At 40.1% G+C, this 20,905-nt stretch carries 19 protein-coding genes; 10 read left to right on the top strand and 9 right to left on the bottom strand.

Features of this window, described 5'->3' with window-relative positions; genetic code table 11:
- Nucleotides 1-309 precede the first annotated feature (309 nt).
- Complete coding sequence (locus R9C00_15880; protein ID WPO33182.1) at nucleotides 310-1,065, bottom strand: YoaK family protein; 756 nt, start codon at nucleotides 1,063-1,065, stop codon at nucleotides 310-312.
- A gap of 636 nt (nucleotides 1,066-1,701) precedes the next feature.
- On the opposite strand from R9C00_15880, the gene R9C00_15875 reads away from it, so the two are divergent.
- Nucleotides 1,702-1,995, top strand: coding sequence for a YciI family protein (locus R9C00_15875; GenBank protein WPO33181.1), 294 nt, complete (start codon nucleotides 1,702-1,704; stop codon nucleotides 1,993-1,995).
- Nucleotides 1,996-2,070: 75 nt separating this feature from the next.
- Here the strand turns inward: R9C00_15875 and ispE are convergent, their stop codons facing one another.
- Complete coding sequence (gene ispE, locus R9C00_15870; protein ID WPO33180.1) at nucleotides 2,071-2,922, bottom strand: 4-(cytidine 5'-diphospho)-2-C-methyl-D-erythritol kinase; 852 nt, start codon at nucleotides 2,920-2,922, stop codon at nucleotides 2,071-2,073.
- Nucleotides 2,923-3,304: 382 nt separating this feature from the next.
- On the opposite strand from ispE, the gene ggt reads away from it, so the two are divergent.
- A complete protein-coding gene (gene ggt, locus R9C00_15865; protein ID WPO33179.1) occupies nucleotides 3,305-5,014 on the top strand; it encodes a gamma-glutamyltransferase in 1,710 nt (569 codons plus the stop codon).
- A gap of 223 nt (nucleotides 5,015-5,237) precedes the next feature.
- On the opposite strand, the gene R9C00_15860 is transcribed toward ggt, so the two are convergent.
- Complete coding sequence (locus R9C00_15860) at nucleotides 5,238-5,426, bottom strand: hypothetical protein (GenBank protein WPO33178.1); 189 nt, start codon at nucleotides 5,424-5,426, stop codon at nucleotides 5,238-5,240.
- Nucleotides 5,427-5,493: 67 nt separating this feature from the next.
- Nucleotides 5,494-5,880: a hypothetical protein gene (locus tag R9C00_15855; GenBank protein ID WPO33177.1), complete on the bottom strand. Its 387-nt coding sequence runs from the start codon at nucleotides 5,878-5,880 to the stop codon at nucleotides 5,494-5,496.
- A gap of 514 nt (nucleotides 5,881-6,394) precedes the next feature.
- Between R9C00_15855 and R9C00_15850 the strand changes: the two genes are divergently transcribed.
- On the top strand, nucleotides 6,395-6,556 hold the full coding sequence (locus R9C00_15850) for a hypothetical protein (protein WPO33176.1): 162 nt from the start codon (nucleotides 6,395-6,397) through the stop codon (nucleotides 6,554-6,556).
- A 153-nt stretch (nucleotides 6,557-6,709) separates the two neighbouring features.
- Here the strand turns inward: R9C00_15850 and R9C00_15845 are convergent, their stop codons facing one another.
- Nucleotides 6,710-7,465, bottom strand: coding sequence for a helix-turn-helix domain-containing protein (locus R9C00_15845; protein WPO33175.1), 756 nt, complete (start codon nucleotides 7,463-7,465; stop codon nucleotides 6,710-6,712).
- A gap of 260 nt (nucleotides 7,466-7,725) precedes the next feature.
- Between R9C00_15845 and R9C00_15840 the strand changes: the two genes are divergently transcribed.
- From R9C00_15840 to R9C00_15830, 3 genes are read left to right on the top strand one after another with little or no spacing between them, the layout of a single operon-like run.
- Nucleotides 7,726-9,204 (top strand): DUF1593 domain-containing protein, encoded by a 1,479-nt coding sequence (locus R9C00_15840; protein ID WPO33174.1) that lies wholly within the window; start codon nucleotides 7,726-7,728, stop codon nucleotides 9,202-9,204.
- A gap of 15 nt (nucleotides 9,205-9,219) precedes the next feature.
- Nucleotides 9,220-10,593: a pectate lyase gene (locus tag R9C00_15835; protein ID WPO33173.1), complete on the top strand. Its 1,374-nt coding sequence runs from the start codon at nucleotides 9,220-9,222 to the stop codon at nucleotides 10,591-10,593.
- 6 nt (nucleotides 10,594-10,599) lie between these two features.
- Nucleotides 10,600-11,874: a DUF1593 domain-containing protein gene (locus tag R9C00_15830; protein WPO33172.1), complete on the top strand. Its 1,275-nt coding sequence runs from the start codon at nucleotides 10,600-10,602 to the stop codon at nucleotides 11,872-11,874.
- A gap of 168 nt (nucleotides 11,875-12,042) precedes the next feature.
- Here R9C00_15830 and R9C00_15825 read toward each other — a convergent pair whose 3' ends face one another.
- Nucleotides 12,043-12,243 (bottom strand): hypothetical protein, encoded by a 201-nt coding sequence (locus tag R9C00_15825; GenBank protein WPO33171.1) that lies wholly within the window; start codon nucleotides 12,241-12,243, stop codon nucleotides 12,043-12,045.
- Between the two features lie 524 nt (nucleotides 12,244-12,767).
- On the opposite strand from R9C00_15825, the gene R9C00_15820 reads away from it, so the two are divergent.
- The 4 genes from R9C00_15820 to R9C00_15805 all read left to right on the top strand — a co-directional run bounded on the left by R9C00_15820 (nucleotide 12,768) and on the right by R9C00_15805 (nucleotide 16,773).
- Nucleotides 12,768-13,487: a hypothetical protein gene (locus tag R9C00_15820; GenBank protein WPO33170.1), complete on the top strand. Its 720-nt coding sequence runs from the start codon at nucleotides 12,768-12,770 to the stop codon at nucleotides 13,485-13,487.
- Between the two features lie 352 nt (nucleotides 13,488-13,839).
- Complete coding sequence (locus R9C00_15815) at nucleotides 13,840-14,526, top strand: 30S ribosomal protein THX (GenBank protein WPO33169.1); 687 nt, start codon at nucleotides 13,840-13,842, stop codon at nucleotides 14,524-14,526.
- Nucleotides 14,527-14,653: 127 nt separating this feature from the next.
- Nucleotides 14,654-15,673, top strand: a complete 1,020-nt coding sequence (locus R9C00_15810) for a DUF1963 domain-containing protein (protein ID WPO33168.1) — start codon at nucleotides 14,654-14,656, stop codon at nucleotides 15,671-15,673.
- 236 nt (nucleotides 15,674-15,909) lie between these two features.
- Nucleotides 15,910-16,773, top strand: coding sequence for a DUF2262 domain-containing protein (locus R9C00_15805; protein ID WPO33167.1), 864 nt, complete (start codon nucleotides 15,910-15,912; stop codon nucleotides 16,771-16,773).
- Between the two features lie 1,131 nt (nucleotides 16,774-17,904).
- Here R9C00_15805 and R9C00_15800 read toward each other — a convergent pair.
- The 3 genes from R9C00_15800 to R9C00_15790 form a co-directional block, all read right to left on the bottom strand.
- Nucleotides 17,905-18,978: an anhydro-N-acetylmuramic acid kinase gene (locus tag R9C00_15800; GenBank protein ID WPO33166.1), complete on the bottom strand. Its 1,074-nt coding sequence runs from the start codon at nucleotides 18,976-18,978 to the stop codon at nucleotides 17,905-17,907.
- Between the two features lies 1 nt (nucleotide 18,979).
- Entirely contained in the window at nucleotides 18,980-19,951 is a 972-nt protein-coding gene (locus R9C00_15795) for an ROK family protein (protein ID WPO33165.1), read from the bottom strand.
- A 324-nt stretch (nucleotides 19,952-20,275) separates the two neighbouring features.
- Nucleotides 20,276-20,857, bottom strand: a complete 582-nt coding sequence (locus tag R9C00_15790) for a TIGR00730 family Rossman fold protein (protein ID WPO33164.1) — start codon at nucleotides 20,855-20,857, stop codon at nucleotides 20,276-20,278.
- Nucleotides 20,858-20,905 lie beyond the last annotated feature (48 nt).

The following is a 20,905-nucleotide window of genomic DNA, read 5'->3' as shown; positions in this document are numbered from 1 at the left end:
GGGGTCAATCAGGGAATTAACTGTTTTTTTAATAACTCCGCAGAGGGAAAAACTCTACGGAGAACGATGGGCGAAATATACGACGTGGTCGTTTTTTTTACGCCCACGTCACTTTTTAGAGAAGCCAAGACCCAGCCTGGGTAGGTTACATGTCGACGGGGGCTTTTGAAAAGACCCCGTCGTAGACAAGTTCTTCTGAAAGTTAGCATAGCGTCCTCTCAGAAGTTTTTGCTAGGCAGATCTCCCGATTTCTGAAACCCAGTGGGAGAGGTGTGAACCTTCTATTTTTCAAGGCACAACTGGTTTCCATTAATTGACGTTGTTTTGCATCGTATTCTTTTGCTGGTATTTTCTTTTTGTTTTGATCAATGAATACCTGATATCATCGTAAAATAGGCTTATGACTAAAGTGATACCTCCGATGATTAATGTATTCAGTTGTAATTGGACTTCTGAATAAAAATATCCGCCGATTAAACCACCAGTGAAAAAGGAGAGAATGATATAAATCCTGAGCTTTATAGTTGCTTTTAGCTTTTTTGTGTTTGGATGCGAGGACGGAAAGAATAACTGAGAAAGTTCGATACCTAGGTCAGTAAAAAGTCCAGTTAAGTGCGTTGTTCTTACTACTGCATTTGAAATCTTAGTTACAAAAGAGTTTTGAAGTCCCATTGCAAAAAGAAGAAGGCAAACTATTATGTCTGGAAATTTTATTTCAATGAGATTACTTAGTAGTGCTATGCTAAATAAAATGAAGCATTCTATTATGGTTGGTAACACAAATACGTTCATTTTTTTATTTTCTCTAAACCTTTCAATTAGGAAACTAGACATAAATGAACCAGTTAAAAATGAGAGGATATAGATGAAATATTTAGTTCCTTTCCAGAAATTGAAATTAGCGAGGTCGTTAATGAACAAGGCGAAATGCCCAGTGACATTTGTAGTTAACTGCCCAAAGAATAAAAAGCCTGTAACATTTACAGTTCCGGCTACAAATGATAGAATTGTAGCAATTCGTAAATTATGTTTTAATGTTCGGGTTTTGCCTTGATGTCTGAACATTTAGTATTCATTTGAAATTGTTTTTATTACCCTAACAAACTCTTGGAAGGATAGCAGCTGAATGTAAAAGTACATCATGAGACAGACGCGAAGAACCGAAGTGTTTGTTTTGGTCGCCAATTTAGTTATTTCTAATAGCTGAAGCAAAACTTTCGGAGATGTTAAATAGAAGGATTGTCTCGTTCTTTAGAAAGTTAGCGCAGTGTCCTCTCAGAAGTTTTTGCTAGGCAGACCTCCCGATTTCTGAAGCGCCGTAGGCAGAGGTGTGAACCTGCTACTTTTCAAGCCGTCAATCAGGAGATTGACTGTTTTTGATAACTCCGAAGAGGAAAAAACTCTACGGAGAACTATGGCGTAAAAATACGACGTGGTCGTTTTTTTTACGCCCACGTCGCTTTTTAGAGAAGCCAATACCCAGCTTAGGTAGGTTACATATCGACGGGGGCTTTTGGAAAGACCCCGTCGTAGACAAGTTTCCCCTACCATATCTGCTCCAAAACTCTTGCTCTTCTTAAGAAGCAAACGCTAAGGCGAACACATCCAATAGGAAAGACATTATATTCAAAAAAACAAAACAATTCCCTAGCTTTAGGGCAAGGAAAGGAATTCTATTTTTTCAATATAAAAGACAAAAATATGCAATTTGTAGTAACCGCATGGGACTTTACCGACCCTGAAGCCTTGGGCAGAAGAATGGCAATGAGGGATGCTCACCTCGAACGGGCTAAGGCAGCCTATGCCGAAGGCACGATCATATCCGCAGCAGCTATGCTCAACGAAGAGGGCAACATGATGGGCTCTTCACTGATCGTAAACTTCGATAGCAGAGAGGAATTGGACAAATGGCTAGAAGGAGAGCCGTATATTACGGGAAAAGTTTGGGATAAACTTAAAATATACCCAGTAAAACTAGCTCCCTTGGCAGGATAAGGTACTTAATACTTCAGCCCTATAAGGTTTTCAAAACCTTATAGGCCTAGTTTGGAAGAATTTGTTTTCAACAAACTACTCAAGCCAGCCAGTCCACACTGAGAAAGAAGAATCGAAGCTGAGTTTGGTTTCTTTGTCAAATATTCCATAAATTGCCGAACCGGAGCCGCTCATGCTTGCATAAGTAGCTCCCGATTCATAAAGCATTTGCTTTATTTCACCTATCACCTCATAGCTACTGTTAAGCCCAGTTTCAAAGTCGTTGCTTAGAAACTCACGCCAAGTAGCCATCTCCTTAACCAATATATCTGCAGGAACATGTGCAGGGAATTTCGGCTTGATTGACCGATAGGCTTCCCCAGTGGTAATATGCATGTTCGGGTACACCAACACCAAGAATTTGCCTTTGAGGCTCAGCGAGGTTTCCTCGAAAACATCACCCGTTCCACTAACTAACACAGGCTTGTTTTCCACAAAAAATGGGCAATCGCTTCCCAATTGCTTTGCATAAACTTGCATTTGCGAAGTACTAAGCCCGAGGGAAAAAAGGTCGTTAAGCGCTTTGATGGCAAACGTGCCATCGGCAGATCCTCCACCTAGGCCAGCACCTATGGGTATCACCTTGTGGAGGTGGATGTTTACGGGGTCAATGTTGAAGTCGGCATGGAGCAGTTCCCAAGCCTTTACCACCAAGTTTTCCGTTGGGTTGCCGGGAATGGGGATGCCAGAACTTTGGAACTGGAGCTTGTCGGCAGGAAGGATTTCCAATACATCCGTCCAGTTTACGGGGTAAAAGCAGGAGAGGATATTGTGGAAACCATCGGCTCTCTTTTCAGTGATGTTAAGACCGAGGTTGATTTTGGCATTAGGGAATACGACCATGGTGTGTGTTTGATTTTGGAATGCAAATAGAACGTTTCTACCCATAAAACGCAATGAGAGTATTAGGTAAATGTGCCGATTGATTGATGTGCTGATATACTAATGAGAGGATGAGGGGATTTGAGGATGAGAAAATGGGAAAAAATATAGAGATACAAAGCATTGTATCCTTAAAAAACCAAAATAGGTAGGGACATCCATTTATGGCGTCTCGCAATAGATAGAAATAGCAACTACTTACTTGATGATAATCAGAATAATAATTGAACGAATCATGATATGAAAAATCTCAATAGACGGGGCTTTTAAGCCCCGTTCAGAAGCAAGGTGATTTTGGCTTTAGCCCAAACTATTGGCTTAAATGGATCAAAAAGATAACAGGTTTAAACAAATTCTAACAATCACATTAATCAGCTACACGAATCAGATGAAAGCAAAATTAATTTTAGTATTAGCGTTTTTGCTCACGTTTCTTTCTTGCCAAGAAAAGGCAACGAAGGAAGAAGAGCGAGTAGTAGGCGTATTGGGGCAAAATGGAATGGTAGCCTCGGCTCATCCAATAGCTTCTGAAGTGGGGTTGGAAATATTGAAAAAGGGCGGAAACGCTTATGATGCGGCCATTGCCGTGCAATTTGCCCTTGCCGTAGTATATCCGGGAGCGGGGAATATTGGCGGAGGCGGATTTTTGGTATATAGGAAAAGCGATGGGGAAATAGGAGCGTTGGACTATCGCGAAAAAGCACCAGGTTCAGCCGGTAGGGATATGTATTTGGACGAGAATGGAGAGGTGATAAAAGGGAAAAGTACCAGAGGCCATTTGGCTGCGGGCGTTCCAGGATCGGTTGACGGGATGTTCAAGATTCATGAGAAGCTAGGAAGCTTGCCAATGGAAGAACTTCTCCAACCAGCCATCGACTTGGCGGCTAATGGATTTCTATTGACTGAAAGGGAAGCAGGCAAGTTGAACAGGACAAAAGAAACCTTTTTGGAAACGAATACGGTTGCTCCAACCAACTTGATAAGCGATTCGGTGTGGCATGAAAATGACACCATCTATTACAAAGACCTTGCGGCTACGCTTACCCGCATTAAGGAAAATGGAAGGGACGGATTTTATGCAGGAGAAACTGCCAAGCTTATAGTAGAAGAAATGGAGCGTGGTGGAGGAATTATGACGGAAGAGGACTTGGCAGCATATTCGGCTGTATGGCGTGAACCTGTTACAGGTGTGTACAAAGGGCACAAAGTGATCTCGATGAGCCCTCCTTCTAGCGGTGGCGTGGCGCTTATGCAATTGCTCAAGGGAATTGAGCCTTTCGATATAAAAGGCTGGGGTCACAATTCGGCACAAACGGTGCACACCATGGTGGAGATAGAGCGTAGGGTCTATGCCGATAGGGCAACCCACCTAGGCGATGCGGATTTCTACGATGTACCGTTGGAAGGTTTATTGGCCGACAATTACATACAAGGGCGTATGTCGGACATCGATCCTGATAAAAAGACCAGCTCGGAAGATGTAGTGGCAGGCGATGTAGTCCCACTTCCCGAAAGCTTGGAAACCACGCACTTTTCTGTGGTAGACAAAGAAGGAAATGCGGCATCTATCACTACCACGCTCAACGGTGGCTTTGGGTGCAAAGTAGTAGTGGCTGGAGCAGGTTTCTTCCTCAACAACGAAATGGACGATTTCAGTGTGAAGCCAGGACACCCGAACATGTTCGGCTTGGTAGGAGGGGAGGCGAATGCCATCCAGCCCGGTAAGCGGATGCTCAGCAGCATGACCCCAACCATCATCGAAAAAGATGGCAAACTGCTTATGGTAGTAGGTACGCCCGGAGGTTCTACCATCATCACCTCAGTGTATCAAACCATCTTGAACGTGCTGGACCACGGCATGACCATGCAAGAAGCAGTGAACGCCCAAAAATTCCACTCCCAGTGGCTGCCCGATATGGTGTTCCACGAGCCCACAGCATTTGACAGCACCACCGTAAGCCAGCTCACAGGCATGGGGCACGAACTAAAAGAACGCTCTAGCCTCGGCAGGATGGATTGCATCTTGGTCTGGCCCGACGGCTCTCTCGAAGGCGCATCCGACTTCACCCGTGCAGATAATACTTCTGTGGGGTATTAGTGGGAAGCAGTTCAGTAATAACGCCACCGTCATTCAAAATGACGGCGGCGTTTGGTTTTAGCTGGAAAGGTATTTAGTGCTTGCCAAAATATAATCAGAGAATTAAGGCAACGTATCTGTATATAATAAGGATGTAAATTCGGTACGAGTTTCATAATTGTTGCAACTATATATTTGATAATTACAACGTCGTAGATGTTGCATAAAAAGCTGCTAATATTCACTATTTGTTGACCTGAAGAACTTCTAAACCATCGGTTTCTTCTTCTTTTATTTCTTCCACTATTTCTGTTTTGATTAAGAACTTATCTCTTTTTCGCCACGAAGGCATGGGGAAAATACCGCCCATAGCGGCTAAAACAAGGAAAAAGACAAAACCTATCATCCTCATTGTTTTTTTGAAACTTTTCATTGCATATATCTTTAAGCCTGATGCTGGTGCAAAAGGCTAGGTTTTGAAATGTGTGAATTACGGTGAATTAGGCAATGAAAAGTGGGTATTCTGACTTGGAGCTTTGTGGGATGGTTTTTACGGGGAGCTGTACAAAGCTGCCAAGGGGATTTGCCAATGAAAATACTTTGAAAATAGTAGCGAGGGTAATATGTAAGGCAAGGTTAACGTAGTTGTATTTCCGTAGGTTGTTTAAGAAAAACTGGAAATAGAAGCGCTGAGCCTTTGAATTAAAACTGGAAAGCTGCTTGAGAGACCTTTTCTTTCCACCGAAAAGCACTTCTACTGTATAGGGTTGGCGTGGCTGTGCTGGATACGCTTCATAGGAAGAAACAGAGCTGCTTCCTATCAATATTCCTATTGCCAGAAGGAGTTTGAATACTCCCGAATTTCGGTATGCGATGAGCAGCTTCACACATCCAAGTTACGATAAAAAATGAAAAACATTGAGGTTGAACCGAAGCAGCTTGTTCTTTTATGCTTTTTACCTCGATAAGATTATTAAAAAAATAGTTAAACCTTTATCCCCAAGATCACTTTGTTGAGCCAGCCTGTTTCTTCTGAGAGTTAGCACAGCGCCTTCTCAGAAGTTTTTTATTGGGCAAATCTCTTGATTTGCGAAACTCCTGTGGGAAAAATCTACTCTTACTGTCTGTCAAGGTATCAATCGGAAGATTGACTATTTTTTGATCCGTAGAGGAGGAACTCTCTAACTGGTCGGTGCTTCCGCTCAATGCTGTCATTAAGCTTTTTTTGAGACTCAAATTTTTCAAAAAAGCCTAGCGCGAGTGTCCACTCGTGCTTAAAAATGATGTTCAGCACCTCGCTGAACTTTCAGTAATGGTCTTAAGTTGACGACATTTTGTTTCCGCTCCGACCAACGTCAAATTGAGTCTATTCTCCAAATAAGAAATAAGTCCGATAGAAAAATGAGGTTTAACATCGATAAACCTAAGATGTATGAAGGGTTAAGTTATGTTTTAAAATCATCTTTATTAAAAGGGGCTATTGAAGAAACAAATCTTGATTTGGCTGTTAGCTTACACTATTGGATACCTCAAAAGCTAGGTTCAATACTAACTGCTGAATAATTGGTTGCCTAATGAAAATATAGTGTATGGTAGTTTCTTTGAAGTAATGTATGAAGATGTAGTTCTAAATAGTAAAGAAGTAAAATCTTTGGGCACAATTGAAAAGAACCTATGGCAATTGACTTTACAAACATTAAATACCTACGATAATTTCTATTGAAACCTCTTTTTAAATTCTCTTGGGGTACACTTGTTGACTTTGCGAAAAGCGGCATTGAATCGGCTTATCGAATTGAAACCACTGTCATATAGAATATTGGTAATACTGTCATCAGAGGTAATCAACTTACGTTTAGCATGTGATATTCTTTCCTGAATTATATAGTCATTAATTGTTGTGCCAAAGGTTTTCTTAAAAACAACATTGGCATAATCCGGATGTAACCCTACTGTTTTACTAATATCTATCGTTTTAATGGGTTGCTGATAATTTTGTGCAATGAACAATGCAATTTGCTCAACTTTATTTATTTCACTTGAGTATATTTTAGAATTACCGTCTTCTGGAAGTGACAGAATCCTATCGGACATTCTTAACAACCTAGCATGTATTTCCAGTAAGATCAACTTGTTGTCCTTATTAATTGAAAAGTCCTTGGTCCAGTTTTTCAACATATACTCATCATAAAATGAGTGGTCTCCCTTATCTTCAATTAAAATTCTTCCTTTGAAAACCTTGTCTACAAAGGTGGCTGGTAATTTCCACTCCAAAAAAATGGTTAATGGAATGGTGCAAACATAGTAAGGGGTAGTGTTGGTATAATCGACAATTTGATGGGGGATAAGCCCCCAAAAAACGGTGAAGCTTTTTGGCGGTATTTCAATTTTAGCGTCTTGAAAAAGATAGGTTAAGCTGCCTTCGGTAAAATAATTGATCTCGATTTCATTGTGCCTGTCTGCTTTTGGCATTAAATCAGGCTTCCATACCTCGCATGTCAAACCATAAGGCCTAAATTCATTTCTATGCTTATTAAATGTGTGATGTTTCTCGGAATGCTGCATGTTTGTGTCGAAATAAGACTTGTTTGCCCGATAAGTCGAGGTTAAATTTACGATTATTTTAAATCACTCACAAGAGATCAAAATTCCCGAGAATAGTTCTGTTCAGGTAATTGGTCGATGAGTACCTAAACTATCGAGTAAACGAAGAGTATTCACACAATAAAAAAATGAAAAGAACAAGTTTAAAACTACTGCCATTTTTCTTGATTATAATTTTTGCTGCGGCCATTTCTTGTACTAATAATAAAGCAAAAACTGGTATTGAAATCAAACCACGTGTGATTGTAACCTCTGATGGAGAAATAGATGATGAATGCTCTATGGTTAGGTTTTTATTATATGCTAACGAATGGGATGTTGAAGGAATAGTTACATCAAGTTCTCAATATCATTGGCAAGGTCATAAATGGGCGGGTGATAATTGGCTCGAACCTTATCTTGAAGCATATGCTGAGGTGTATCCTAATCTTACTTTGCACGATAAGAATTACCCTACCCCCGAACACATACAATCAATAGCATTTCTTGGAAATGTGGCAGCAGAAGGCGAAATGGACTCTATCACTCCGGGCTCTGAGCATATAGCAAAGGTGTTGTTAGATGAATCGGACAATCGTCCAATATGGATTCAGGCATGGGGCGGAACCAATACTATTGCACGGGCACTAAAATCAATAGAAGAGAAGCATCCTGAAAAAATGGGGTATGTGGCCAATAAACTCCGCTTCTTTTTTATATGGGAACAAGATTCGACCTATCAGTCATATATTAGGCCTCATTGGGGCAAATACAATATCCTGACCATTGTCTGCGACCAGTTTTGGGCTGTTGCCTACCAGTGGGATAAAATTATTCCTAACGATAAAATCGATTATTTTAAAGTAGAATGGATGGAATCCAATATTCTGGAAGACCACGGTCAACTTTGTTCGCTATACAAGGCTTATAAAGGTGGCGACGACAATGAAGGGTGGAGAGCGGGTAGCCCTAAACAAAAAGGTTCTTTCCGGTCCGAAGGAGACTCGCCCGCTTTTATTTATACAATTCCCACAGGCTTGGGCGCACTAGAATCTCCTGATCATGGTAGCTGGGGTGGGCGGTATGTGAAGGTGCGCGAGAACACTTGGCTCGATCCGGTGCACGAGCCAGGTTATACTTACCCTGAAGGAAGGTGGTTTACCGGCACGGCATGGGGACGAGGTTATATGCGTAACACCTATCCAGAAAACCAAGGATTAATGGAAGAATACTTTAGACCTATAACCCGTTGGGCAGATGTCCTGCAAAACGACTTTGCAGCTAGGGCTGACTGGTGCGTGAAACCATTCGATGAGGCAAATCACCAGCCTGTTGTCATATTGGATCATGAAGCAAACTTGAAGGCTACAACAGGCGCTACTATCCAGCTAAGTGCCAAAGGAACATATGATCCAGATGATGATGAATTGAACTTCAATTGGTGGTATTATACAGAAGCCAGTGACTTTGAAGGAAGTATTGAAATAGTGAATGCTAATTCACAGAATGCATCAATCATAATTTCTGAAAAAGGAGAACAAGGGCAATCTATACATATTATTTGTGAAGTGACGGATAATGGATCGCCTCAGTTAACTCGCTATCAGCGTGTGATAATAACTATATAACTATAAAAAATCGTAATGAGACAATTAATAATTATACTATCATTTATGCTAAGTATGAACAGCTATGCTCAACAATTGGCTTTCCCAACAGCTGAAGGGTATGGCAAGTTCTCAAAAGGCGGTAGGGGTGGTGCTGTATATGAAGTAACCAACCTGAATGACAGCGGTAAAGGAAGCCTCCGGGAAGCTTGTGAAGCAGAAGGAGCAAGAACTGTGGTCTTTAGAGTATCTGGTACTATTATTCTTGATAGCCCTTTAAGTATTAAACATCCTTATATTACCATAGCAGGTCAAACCGCACCAGGTGATGGTATTTGTATCCGTAAGTATCCGCTTACTATTGGAGCTGACCATGTAATTATAAGGTATTTGCGCGTGAGGTTTGGAGATGAATCTGGTACAGACTCAGATGCAATTTCAAGCAGGTATACAAAGCATATTATATTAGACCATGTATCGGCAAGTTGGAGTGTAGATGAGTGTCTATCGATTTATCATTGCGATAGCATAACTGTTCAGTGGTGCATTATTTCAGAGAGTATGAGTCAGTCGAACCACGTGAAGGGTTCTCATGGCTTTGGTGGTATATGGGGCAGTAATAATGGAACCTATCATCACAACCTATTGGCGCATCATTCGAGTCGCAATCCACGCATGGCTTCTGGCTCGGGTAATACCGATTACCGGAATAATGTAATTTATAATTGGGGCTACCAAAGTCTTTATGGAGGTGAAAAACAGCAAAAAGGCAATGATAAATTCAATTTTTCTACCTTCAATATTGTAGCAAATTATTATAAACCCGGGCCTGCCACAATGCCGGGAGAAATAATGTATAGGATTGCCAATCCATCTTTTCGAAATGATGAGGATTATGGAAAATGGTTTATCGCAGAAAATATAATTGAAGGCAATGAGGAAGTTTCTGCCGATAATTGGAACGGAGGTGTCCAAACGAAAATTCCCTTTGGCAAAATTAAGCTTGAAAAACCATGGGCATCTATGGCTATAAACCAACACACAGCAGACGTTGCCTATAAAAATGTACTTGAAAATGCTGGAGCGCTTTTGCCAAAACGTGATGCAGTAGATGCACGAATACTTAAGGAAGTGAAAGGTGGTTTTGCTACTTATGAAGGAAAGAGCTATAAAACTTCACATGAAGTAGCTGACACAACATTGATTTGCGGAATTATCGATACACAAAATGATGCGGGTGGGTGGCCAGAGCTCAAAAGCAAACCTGCCCCAAAAGATACCGACCACGACGGAATGCCGGACAAATGGGAAGATAAAAACCAACTGGACAAAGCAAATCCTGATGATAGAAATAAGATGACTCCAGATGGCTATACCCTATTGGAGAAATACCTTAACAGTATAAAATAACCAGTTATGCATAAATTGCTAAGCGTATTCACTTTTATACTAATTTTTAGTTGCTCAACCTCAACTAAAGAAGTTGAAAAACCACGCATTATAATAAGCTCAGATATTGGTGGAACTGACCCAGACGACAATCAATCGATGATATATTTTTTAATGTACAGTGATATGTTTCAAACCGAAGGGCTCATCTCTTCACCCTCTTATGGCGAAGGCTCTAAGGAGGAAATTATCAAAATGATAGACCTTTACCAGAAGGATTTGCCTAAATTAAAAGAGCACTCTGATAGGTTTCCAACACCGGAAAGTTTACGAGCCATTTGCAAGCAGGGAAGAAAAGGTGCAGCCCCCTTTGTGGGTTACCAAACAGCAACTGAAGGGTCGGACTGGATTATTAAATGTGCTCAAAAAGAAAGCGAGCAGCCATTGTGGGTATTAGTATGGGGTGGTTTGGACGATGTGGCACAGGCTTTACACGATGCTCCCGAAATTCGGCATAAAATAAAAGTATACTGGATTGGTGGACCAAATAAAAAATGGAGTACAAACAGTTATGCATATATAGTCGAAAATTTCCCTGACCTATGGTTTATTGAAGCAAATGCTGTATACCGTGGGTTTTTCTCAAATACAGACAGTCCAGATAGTTTAAGAAATGAAAAGTACTATGCTAACTTTATAGATGGCGCTGGACATATGGCAAATGCGTTCAAAAATTATTACGGAGGTGGAATAAAAATGGGGGATACGCCTTCTCTGTTATATGCAATGAACGGCAATCCTTTAAATCCATTGACAGAAAGTTGGGGTGGTAGTTTTGAGAAATTCACACATAGCTCAAGATCTATTTTAAACTGCAATACAACATTGAGTGATACAATACCTGTATATTCAATTATTGAGTACCATTTTAAAAGCAAAGACTTAAATATACCTACAGACTCTGCTTGCCTTATTATGTCTGTCGGTGGACAAAACTGGTCAGGGTATCACCTGGGTAATGGTGAATATGTAGTACGTTATGCTCCAAAAAAGGCAGAAACATTATCTTATGAAATAAGCTCGGGGATACCTGAGTTAAATGGGCAAAAAGGTCAGCTTGTGGTTAGTAATGTGTGGCCTGGGAATTCTTCTGAGCATGATTACAAATTAGGGGATAATTGGTATACAGACCCCTCTGATCCAGCATTGTTTGATAATGGGTGGCAAGGAGCAAAAACAGTATTGAAATGGCGTAGAAATGTTTTATTAGATTGGGCTGAACGGTGGGAATGGCTAAAGTGAAATTATAATTTGTAGTTTAGTACATGACAAAAATAAAACTCCCACAGTCTGTGGCAGGCAGACCCTGGGAGAGTGTTACGCGAAAAACTCACAATGGGATCGATATCGATGGGGTCTTTCTAAAAGCCCCCGTCGCTCGGCTACCTACACTCCAACTAGGGCTTCGTTTTACCTTCCAAGTGTCGTAGGCGTGAAAAAAACGACCGAGATGTTCATTTTCCTTACATTACCCACTTTTGGCTTGTCAAGAGGGCTTGGGGCATAATCTTTGGCAAACCGGGGGATGCAGGTATCGTTTATAGCGTTGTCCGCTAGGGTTACTGCACTGTCGGCATGGGCTGGAGGGGTGTCTGCTAATTTTATAAACAAAGTGGCTTGAGATAGCCCCTTGTACGCACCTATTTCTTACATGTCGGCATCGTTTTGAGCGATTGGAAGACAATTTGAAGCGGCCGCCGCATGGAATAAAGGGTGCGCCGCTTCGATCATGTAAGATGCCGAACAATTTGGAGCGTGCGCCGCATGAGTTGGAGCATGCGCCGCTAATATTTTAAACAATGCCTCATCCGATAGCCCTATCGCGCATCATTTTGAGGGCAAGCTGCTAATTTTATAAGCAAAGCCGCATCAGTTGCAGCTGCATATGTATAGTCTCTTCACAAGCTGTAATATTTCGCAGGAAAAGTACAAGGTTTTTTATGTAAGATCCTGTAACTAACTGCAAAATACAATTCTATTATTGCTTATATTTTACATTTCACTGTTTTTGTAGGGGCTAACACAATATGTAGTCATGTAATATTGTGGAACATATTGGATAGGAATAGTGGCAACAATTTTTAAGTACCTCGTTTACAGGATGATATTTTAATTTTCATAAAAATCCTAAAAAAATGGATCCAACAAACGACACGATCAACTCTACTGCTAAAAGAAAAGAGAGTAATGATTGGCAAACAGAACTAATGGAAGCAGATACCTTCCTGAGCACCATAGTGGGCAAGGAGGATACCCTAGCTAGGGCAAACAATGCTGGCTATAGCCGTGCGGAGTTAGTAAATGCTCAGGTAATGGTAAAAGAGGTATGGGCAGCAGACCTTGTATGGGAAAACAAGCAGTCTGAAAAAGACCAACAGTATAAGGTTTTCAAGCAGTCTTTCCGAAACTTAGAAAAAGAATACATGGGGCACCTCACAAAGGCCAGGAGACTATTTGAGTCGGAAGAGGACAGGGGCATTGCTCGGCAGCTGAAGCTAGAAGGGGACAGGCCGCGCAAGTTTACCCTCATCATCAATTATATCAGCAAGTTCTACCAATTTGCCCTGCAAGAAAAGGAAATTAGCAATAAGCTAAAGACAAGGAGTGTGAGCACGGAGCTAGTGGAGCAAATGCTGCAGATGGTGGAAGAAGTAGTAGAACTCCACCACTTGGCCAAGAAGAAAGAAAAGATAGCTCAAGATGCTACTACCGACCGTAACAGAAAGCTCAAAGCTTTCCACAAATGGCTAAGGGATTTTAAGGCGATCTATAAAAGAACTCCAGCGCCAACAGGTTTGGCAGATGATGGAGCCCCTGCCAGCAGTAAGAAAAAAACTGCTGCGGTAAAGGCTTAATACTACAAGCGATGACATTGTTTCAAACGATGTCATCGCTCTTTTATAACCGTAGAATTAAACGTAAAATAAACGTATAAACTTACGGTTGTTTTGGCTACAAAAGCAGCTTTTTTGTATATTCAATAAAGGAAAAGGAGAGAAGTACAATAAAACCTCAAATAATGTCCTCCTAAGCAACTAAGGGCTTATTTTTTTAAATATTTTAAGCTTTATCCCTAATCAACTAATTCTTCTGTACTATATTTAGGAGAAAAGATATAATAGATATATATGCAATTGCATATATAAGCAAGTTCTATGGCATTAAAAAAAATAAAAAACAACCAAAGACGATGAAAAACTTCTAAGAATGGGGAAAGGTGATAGAAAAACTAGGAAGGGAAAAATTTGGAGAAAATCGTATGGAAATAAGAGAAAAAGAAAAATGAAAGATAAAGTATCAAAACTCGGAATTTTAGCTTTCGGTTCTTTAATCGACGACCCAGGAAGTGAATTGAAGAAATTCATAACTAAGCGGATAAATAATGTTGAAACCCCATTTAAAATTGAGTATGGAAGAAAAAGTAGTGGTCGAGGAGACGCTCCAACTCTAATTCCAATTACAGAAGGTGGAAAAAAGGCTAAAGCAACACTATTAATTCTGTCGGATGAATTAGGAATTATTGAAGCCAAAAATATGCTTTACAGAAGAGAATTAAATAAAGTAGGGAGCGATAGTACTTATACTGAAAGAAAAAATCCAACTCCCAATCAATTAGCAATTGGTATCTACAATAACATTAGAAACGTAGAAACAGTTTTGACAGCAAATTTTGGAAAGAATTTAACTGAAATCACTCCAGAGATTCTGGCTGACTTAGCAATTGCAAGTTTCAAATCTGATAAAGTAGAAATTGGAAGGGACGGAATATCATACCTAAAAAACAACATCTCAAATGGAATAATCACTCCATTAACAGATGAATATGAAAAATCAATTCTTCAAAAAATGAAAGCAAATAGTTTAGAAGAAATAATAAAAAAGAAAACGCCATAGAACATGGGCTGGTCACAGCATATTTTCTGCCGCAGGCGCAACACAGGCACACTGCGCATAGCCTGACCGTTAGCGGTCATTAAATCACAGCCATTGCCCAATCCTAATATAAAGTTATATGATAAACATGAAGGAAGACGTAATAAAGGGAATAAAATCGACTGAATTACCAGATAATATAAAGCATGAAGTAATTAATAGCTTAACCTGTAGGTATTTAATTGAACCCCGTAAGGAAAATATTCAGATCGGTGATTCAAAGATTGGTGGTTTTCCACATCTTCCGAGAGATTACGAATATCCACAAGAGGTAGATTATTATTACGAATTCGTTGGTCAATTAAAATTGTCTGACTTATATGATAATGAAATATCTTACCTGCCAAACACGGGTATGCTGTACTTCTTTATTGATGATGACTTTAATGTTGGAAATGTGAATGCTAAGGTTATTTACCTAGATATTGAACCTCGTAACCTTCAAATTAAAAAGCCACCTGAGAATAAAAAAAGTCGATGTGAAGCGTTCATGGATAGAACCGAGACGACTGAACTTAAACTTTCTATTTCTAAAGCATATACCATTAAACAAGAGCTTATTGATAATGTAATTGACAATTACATTATTAAAGAAAAAACATCAATGGCAGATTTTGATATTGAGGAATTTTTCACGATGGATCAAGTTTGGGGGTTTACAACAACTTGGGGGATAAGTGAAGCTCCTTGGAGTGCTTACCTAACAAAAAGGAGATTTCAGAGCTTATATTACTTAACGACAGATTATAAGATTAAATATCTAAAAGAAAAGAATATTGATTTGACACAATGGGTAAAGAATGAATTGGAAGGTGTGATTGCTAAAAGGAAAGAGAGTTTGGCAAAGTATGATAAAACATTAGCTATTTATCCATATTGGGAACAGGATTTGGTTGACATGGAGTATACAAAATTATATATAGATGAATTTATGTCCAACCTAGAGTATCATAAATCAGAGAGTAAAAAGTGGTCAATGCTACTTTCACTATCTTCTTACTATGATGCAGAAATTAAATTTGGTGATGGTAAAATGGAATTTTTTGCAAACTCAGACGATTTAGAGAATGGTAATTATGATGATATTTATTGCCATATTTATAACTAATTCATAAATAACGAGTAACTAACAATGTAAAAAATAATAGTCATGATGTTTAAGGCGCTTTACATTGTGCAAGTAATGAGCACTGCCGAAGCTATTGCTTCGGCTATTATAAATGTTTAAATTAACAACCAAAACAATAGCTTCGGCTTGTACCACTAGGATAGTGATGTGCTTTTAATTCGGCTACTATTCTTATACGAGGTCGTTGGGCGTAACCAAAGAACTCAAGTTCCAAAATGATAAATCTATTCAGAAAGAAAAATAAAGATTTTGAAGTATTCGCAAATGAATATAGAAAAGAAGAAAAAGAAATTCTTGTACTTACCAATGACCAATCTGGTGGAGCTGGAAAACTAAATAATTCTTGGGATGCTTCACAATATTTCTTAGCATACTTCGACTTAGAAAAAAATAAACTTAAAAAAGGTAACGGAAGAATAAATTGGCTTTTGACAGATAAAGAATGTAATGAACACGGAACAACTTATCCATATCATTTCAAATCAGGAACGATTTATCACCTTAAAGTTAGAGAGCTAAAAGACAAAACTGTTCCCGAAGGAAGATTGCCTTCCTTTTACAATCGATTTATGGTTGTGAAAGTTGTCAAGGAAAATGTTCAGAATGATGAACTATTGGAAGTATTGAAAGAATATAGGAAACCAGTAAAATTCACTGATGAAGTATTGGGCGAATTTGAACTAAATAAGGACTATGGAATGTTGGACGGAAGTATGGACTGGTTGAATGAAAATGTTAGTGTCTCGCTAGAAGTAGATATTGATGATAAGCAAACTTGGAATGACACTCTGAATATTTTAAAAGTTTTATTCAATGAACAAAAACAAAAAGATTTAGAATTCAAAAATTTTGCAGGAGAAAAGTTGACGCATTTAGCAAATGACTGGCTTCAAGATGAAAATAAAGAAATAACAAATGACGAATTTGAGAGACGAATTAAACTCTCTGAATTAGTAATAAGCTATGATGGTGGAGATTTTACAGCCTACTATAACGATGATGATATGTTCAATGGTCATATTATAACAGTTTACGGAAATTTGAAAGGTGGATTGGAAAGCGCTCAGATTGAAGGATAAATGTCTACGCAAAACATTGTATAAAAATAATAGCGGTTTAATCGCTAAAACAAAATGGAATCTATAAATTAAACGACAGTAGCAAACGGAATGGTAAGTGTATAAAAAACCGCTACTATTCTTATACGAGACATTATGCCCAACGTTCTCCGTAGAGTTTTTCTCTCTACGGAGTAAGCCAAGTCAATTTTCTGATTGACGCCTTGAAGGGCAGCTAGGTCACGTCTTGCCCACAGAGTTTTGCAAATCGGGAGATTTGCCCAATAAAAACTTCTGAGAGGATGCTTCACTAACTCTCAAAAGAAGTGGGGATAGAAAAAGTATATCATTAATTTGCTGAGTATCATGAGATTATTCCCAAAATTTATTAGTCGGAGTTTTATTTGGATTTTCATTGTATCCTCAACTCTTTCAGCATGTTTCTCATTAAAAGAAATCACCATTATAAATAAATGCAGTGATCCGATTGAAGTAGGTATTCGGTGCGATGAAAGCTTATTAGACTTTTATAGCACAAAAAAAGAATCTCAAATCAATTGTATCCAGAAAATGAGTTTAAAGAGTGGAGCAGATTTGATTGATATTGACACTTCTAATCTTTTTATACACTATTTTCTTCCGATAGGTGATTCTTTAATACTCAAGCTAGCAAAGGGCAACGTGTTTATCTTTGACTCATTAACTTTCTCAAAAAACATGGATTCAATTACTTTCGGGGAGAGTGATATTTATACTATTTTTCTTAATGAGGCAAATGAACTGGTCGACTTTGAAGTGAAAGAATTATATTTTGAATTGGAATAAACGCCACACAACATTGGCTCATAAAGCATTGGCTTACCACAGATGCTGCTTGAAAGACAGCTAGGTTACATTTTACCTACAGGCTCACGACGGGGTCTTTTCAAAAGCCCCCGTCGATTTGAAACCTACTCAGGCCGGACCTTGGCTTCTCTATAAAACGACCACGTCGTCTGTGTTTCGTCTATAGTCCACCAACGTTCATCGTAGAGTTTTTCCCTCTACGATGTAAGCAAAACAGTCAATCTCCCGATTGATACCTTGTCCCGGTCGCTCAAAGCATTCGAGACGATGTGTTTTAGGATATCAGAAGTGTTCTTTAGAAATGCCCTACTTTGCCCAATAAATAGCTCCCCCGCAATTATCATGGCTAGCTCCAGTGACAGAGCTAAGGCAGTTGGTTTCATTCCTCCAGCGCAAGACGCCGAGGAAGGCGAAGATGAGGGCTTCTTTGTAGTTGATGGTTTGTGGGTCGGGTAGTTCTACTTTTATGTTTGGGTTGTAGGTTTGAAGCTTTTCCACCAAAAACTCGTTAAACGTTCCACCTCCTGTGGCAATTAGGTTTTTCCCATCAAACCCTGCTTTGCTAAAAGCTTCGCTTAACTGAAAAGCAATGTGGTGCACAAAGGTGCAAGCAAGATTGGCAAGGGGCGAGGTAGAGTTTTCCATCAGGGGAAAAATATGTTCCAGCACCCATTCTTTTCCCAAGGATTTTGGGAAGGGTTCTTGGAAATAGGGTAGGGCATTGAGTTGATCAAAAAGGGCATTTTCCAACGTCCCACTTCTGGCTAGTAGCCCTTTATCATCGTATTCCAAACCTTTCTTTCCTGCTAGGTGGTTCAAGATCATGTTGCAAGCGCTAGTGTCCCCAGCTATCATTTTGCCGTCTTTCTGGAAGGATACATTAGCAATTCCACCTAGGTTGAGGCAGGCATCGTATTGGGCAAAGAGAAGTTCGTCGCCAATAGGTACGAGGGGTGCACCTTGTCCTCCAAGGGCTACATCTAGCGTACGGAAATCGCAAATCGTAGTGGTGCCTGATGCAGCCGCTATGGCTGCTCCGCTACCTATTTGGGTAGTAAGCTTTTTCTCAGGTTGGTGGAAAACAGTATGCCCGTGCGAAGCGGCAAAGTCAACCTCTAGCTTGTTGGTTGCTAGAAATTCTTTGAGTCTTGTGCCCATCAATTCGCCAAGGTCTGCATTGGCTTGGGCATAGGCTAGAGCCGATTGGTTTTCGAGGTCAGCGAGTTTGGCTTTCCATTCGGCAGAGTAGGGGAAGGTATCGGCAGCGAGGATGGAATATATCCATTTTCCCGCCTCGAATTCAAACTCGCAGCAAGTAAGATCGAGCCCGTCTAATGACGTGCCCGACATCATTCCTGCTACTGTGTATTTTTTTTGCACCTTATTTTGCTTTATCCCTTTCTTTCCAAGCCAAGGCGCTTGCGCCCAATACGGCGGTGTTGCTGCCCTTGAGGTTGGAGACCAAAACTTTCACCTTGTTTTGGAAGATGTTCAAGTTGTATTCTTCCATGTATTTTTTAGTAGGTTTGGTGATGAGGTCTCCTGCTTTTGCCAAGCCACCAAAGAGGATAATAGCCTCTGGGCTAAGAATAGCAACTACATCGGAAAGCTTCATGCCCAAAATCTTACCAGTATATTCAAATGCTTCCAAAGCGATAGGGTCGCCGTTGAGGGCTGCTTCGGAAATATGATGCGCTTCTAATTCTTCAAAGCTCATTTTGCGGAGCGGGGAAGGGTGTAGCCTTTTAGAAAGCAGCTCGAACACCGTTCTTCTAATTCCCGTTGCTGAAGCGTATGCCTCCAGCGAGCCTTTTCTGCCAGTAGGCAAGTCGCGACCTCCCCAAAATACGGTGGTATGGCCCACTTCGCCGGCAAAGCCGTCGTGGCCATAGACCAAATCTCCATTTACCACTATGCCGCTTCCCAGCCCTGTGCCGAGCGTGATCACTACAAAGTTTTTCATGCCTTGGGCAACTCCGTACATCATTTCGCCTATGGCAGCTGCATTGGCATCGTTGGTGAGGGTGGTTTTTAGACCAAGCTTTCCTTCAATCAACTTCGCCATAGGGACAATCTCTCCCCAGCCAAGGTTAGGTGCTTTTTCGATAGTACCTGTGTAGTAATTTCCATTGGGAGCACCCATGCCTACTGCAAAAATATCGACATCCAACCCTGCAGTTGCTTTAAGTTTTTCAACTTCAGTGGCAATTCTATCGAGAAAATCTTCAATGGGTTTGTGGGAATCGGTGGGGATAGATGATTCGGAAAGGCAATTACCTACGCTATTTACCAGCCCTAGTTTGGTGTTGGTTCCACCTATGTCAATGCCCAATGCTACTTCTTGACTTGTCATGTTTGTTACGAGTTATGCTTTATAAAAAAATTATCTGCAGATAATTTGTGAAGTACAGATATAACAATAATACAAAATATACCTTCTTTTTCAGAAGGATTTTCAAATTAGGTAGTGGAGATTACAGTCGTCGAATTAGCGAGGTGCAAAATGAATGATAAAATCTGAGAAATGCAACGAGAAGTATCGGTTAACAAATTGTTAAGCCTGAGGGCCGAGAAATATGTTTTAAACGCTCCCGATACTTGTGGAAAAGCTTGGTCTAGGGGGAGTTTTGTCATTGAACCATTACTGTATGCGTAGTGCAGATCAAAGAAAATCTTCTTAGACTTTTTCTCGGTCAAGCCATTTTTCTGTAACAGGGGATTTGTAGTTTTTCAATTTGTCGAGAAGTCTGACAGGGTCGTAGTCGTTTATCATTATTTTCCTGTGTGCTTCGCTCACAAACCGTTCCTCTACCATTTTGTCAAACATCATTAGTTGAAGATCGAAAAAGCCATTGATATTGTAGATGCCAATAGGTTTTTTATGTAAGCCGAGTTGCGACCAAGTAACAATTTCACAAAGCTCGTCCATTGTTCCCATTCCGCCTGGTAGGGCTATAAAAGCATCGGAAATATCCGCCATTTTTTGCTTTCGCTCGTGCATAGTATCAGTCACTATCATCTCATGGATTTTGTTGTGCCCTATTTCCTTTTTGATGAGGAATTCCGGGATTACGCCTAGCACTTTTCCTCCAGCATCTATCACGCCATCGGCAACTGCTCCCATCAGTCCAGTACTTCCTCCGCCGTATACCAAACGGTAATTGTTCTTGGCGAGAAGTTTTCCGAAAGCTTTAGCTTCTTTCTTATACGTTTTTCCCTTTCCTGGGCTAGAGCCACAAAAGATGCAGATGTTTTTCATAGAGGTTGTAAAATTGTTGTCTAAAGTTGTCCTTGTTTTTCGTGCCAA

The sequence above is a fragment of the Flammeovirgaceae bacterium SG7u.111 genome (assembly GCA_034044135.1).
Classification (GTDB): domain Bacteria; phylum Bacteroidota; class Bacteroidia; order Cytophagales; family Flammeovirgaceae.
The sequence above is the reverse complement of the archived record's forward strand: the minus strand, read 5'-3'. Positions and strand labels throughout refer to the sequence as shown.

Coding starts and splice junctions, on each gene's coding strand:
- R9C00_15880 (WPO33182.1), bottom strand. CDS start 1,065: ATGTTCAGACATCAAGGCAAAACCCGAACATTAAAACATAATTTACGA.
- R9C00_15875 (WPO33181.1), top strand. CDS start 1,702: ATGCAATTTGTAGTAACCGCATGGGACTTTACCGACCCTGAAGCCTTG.
- ispE (WPO33180.1), bottom strand. CDS start 2,922: ATGGGTAGAAACGTTCTATTTGCATTCCAAAATCAAACACACACCATG.
- ggt (WPO33179.1), top strand. CDS start 3,305: ATGAAAGCAAAATTAATTTTAGTATTAGCGTTTTTGCTCACGTTTCTT.
- R9C00_15860 (WPO33178.1), bottom strand. CDS start 5,426: ATGAAAAGTTTCAAAAAAACAATGAGGATGATAGGTTTTGTCTTTTTC.
- R9C00_15850 (WPO33176.1), top strand. CDS start 6,395: ATGAGGTTTAACATCGATAAACCTAAGATGTATGAAGGGTTAAGTTAT.
- R9C00_15845 (WPO33175.1), bottom strand. CDS start 7,465: ATGCCAAAAGCAGACAGGCACAATGAAATCGAGATCAATTATTTTACC.
- R9C00_15840 (WPO33174.1), top strand. CDS start 7,726: ATGAAAAGAACAAGTTTAAAACTACTGCCATTTTTCTTGATTATAATT.
- R9C00_15835 (WPO33173.1), top strand. CDS start 9,220: ATGAGACAATTAATAATTATACTATCATTTATGCTAAGTATGAACAGC.
- R9C00_15830 (WPO33172.1), top strand. CDS start 10,600: ATGCATAAATTGCTAAGCGTATTCACTTTTATACTAATTTTTAGTTGC.
- R9C00_15820 (WPO33170.1), top strand. CDS start 12,768: ATGGATCCAACAAACGACACGATCAACTCTACTGCTAAAAGAAAAGAG.
- R9C00_15815 (WPO33169.1), top strand. CDS start 13,840: ATGGGGAAAGGTGATAGAAAAACTAGGAAGGGAAAAATTTGGAGAAAA.
- R9C00_15810 (WPO33168.1), top strand. CDS start 14,654: ATGAAGGAAGACGTAATAAAGGGAATAAAATCGACTGAATTACCAGAT.
- R9C00_15805 (WPO33167.1), top strand. CDS start 15,910: ATGATAAATCTATTCAGAAAGAAAAATAAAGATTTTGAAGTATTCGCA.
- R9C00_15795 (WPO33165.1), bottom strand. CDS start 19,951: ATGACAAGTCAAGAAGTAGCATTGGGCATTGACATAGGTGGAACCAAC.
- R9C00_15790 (WPO33164.1), bottom strand. CDS start 20,857: ATGAAAAACATCTGCATCTTTTGTGGCTCTAGCCCAGGAAAGGGAAAA.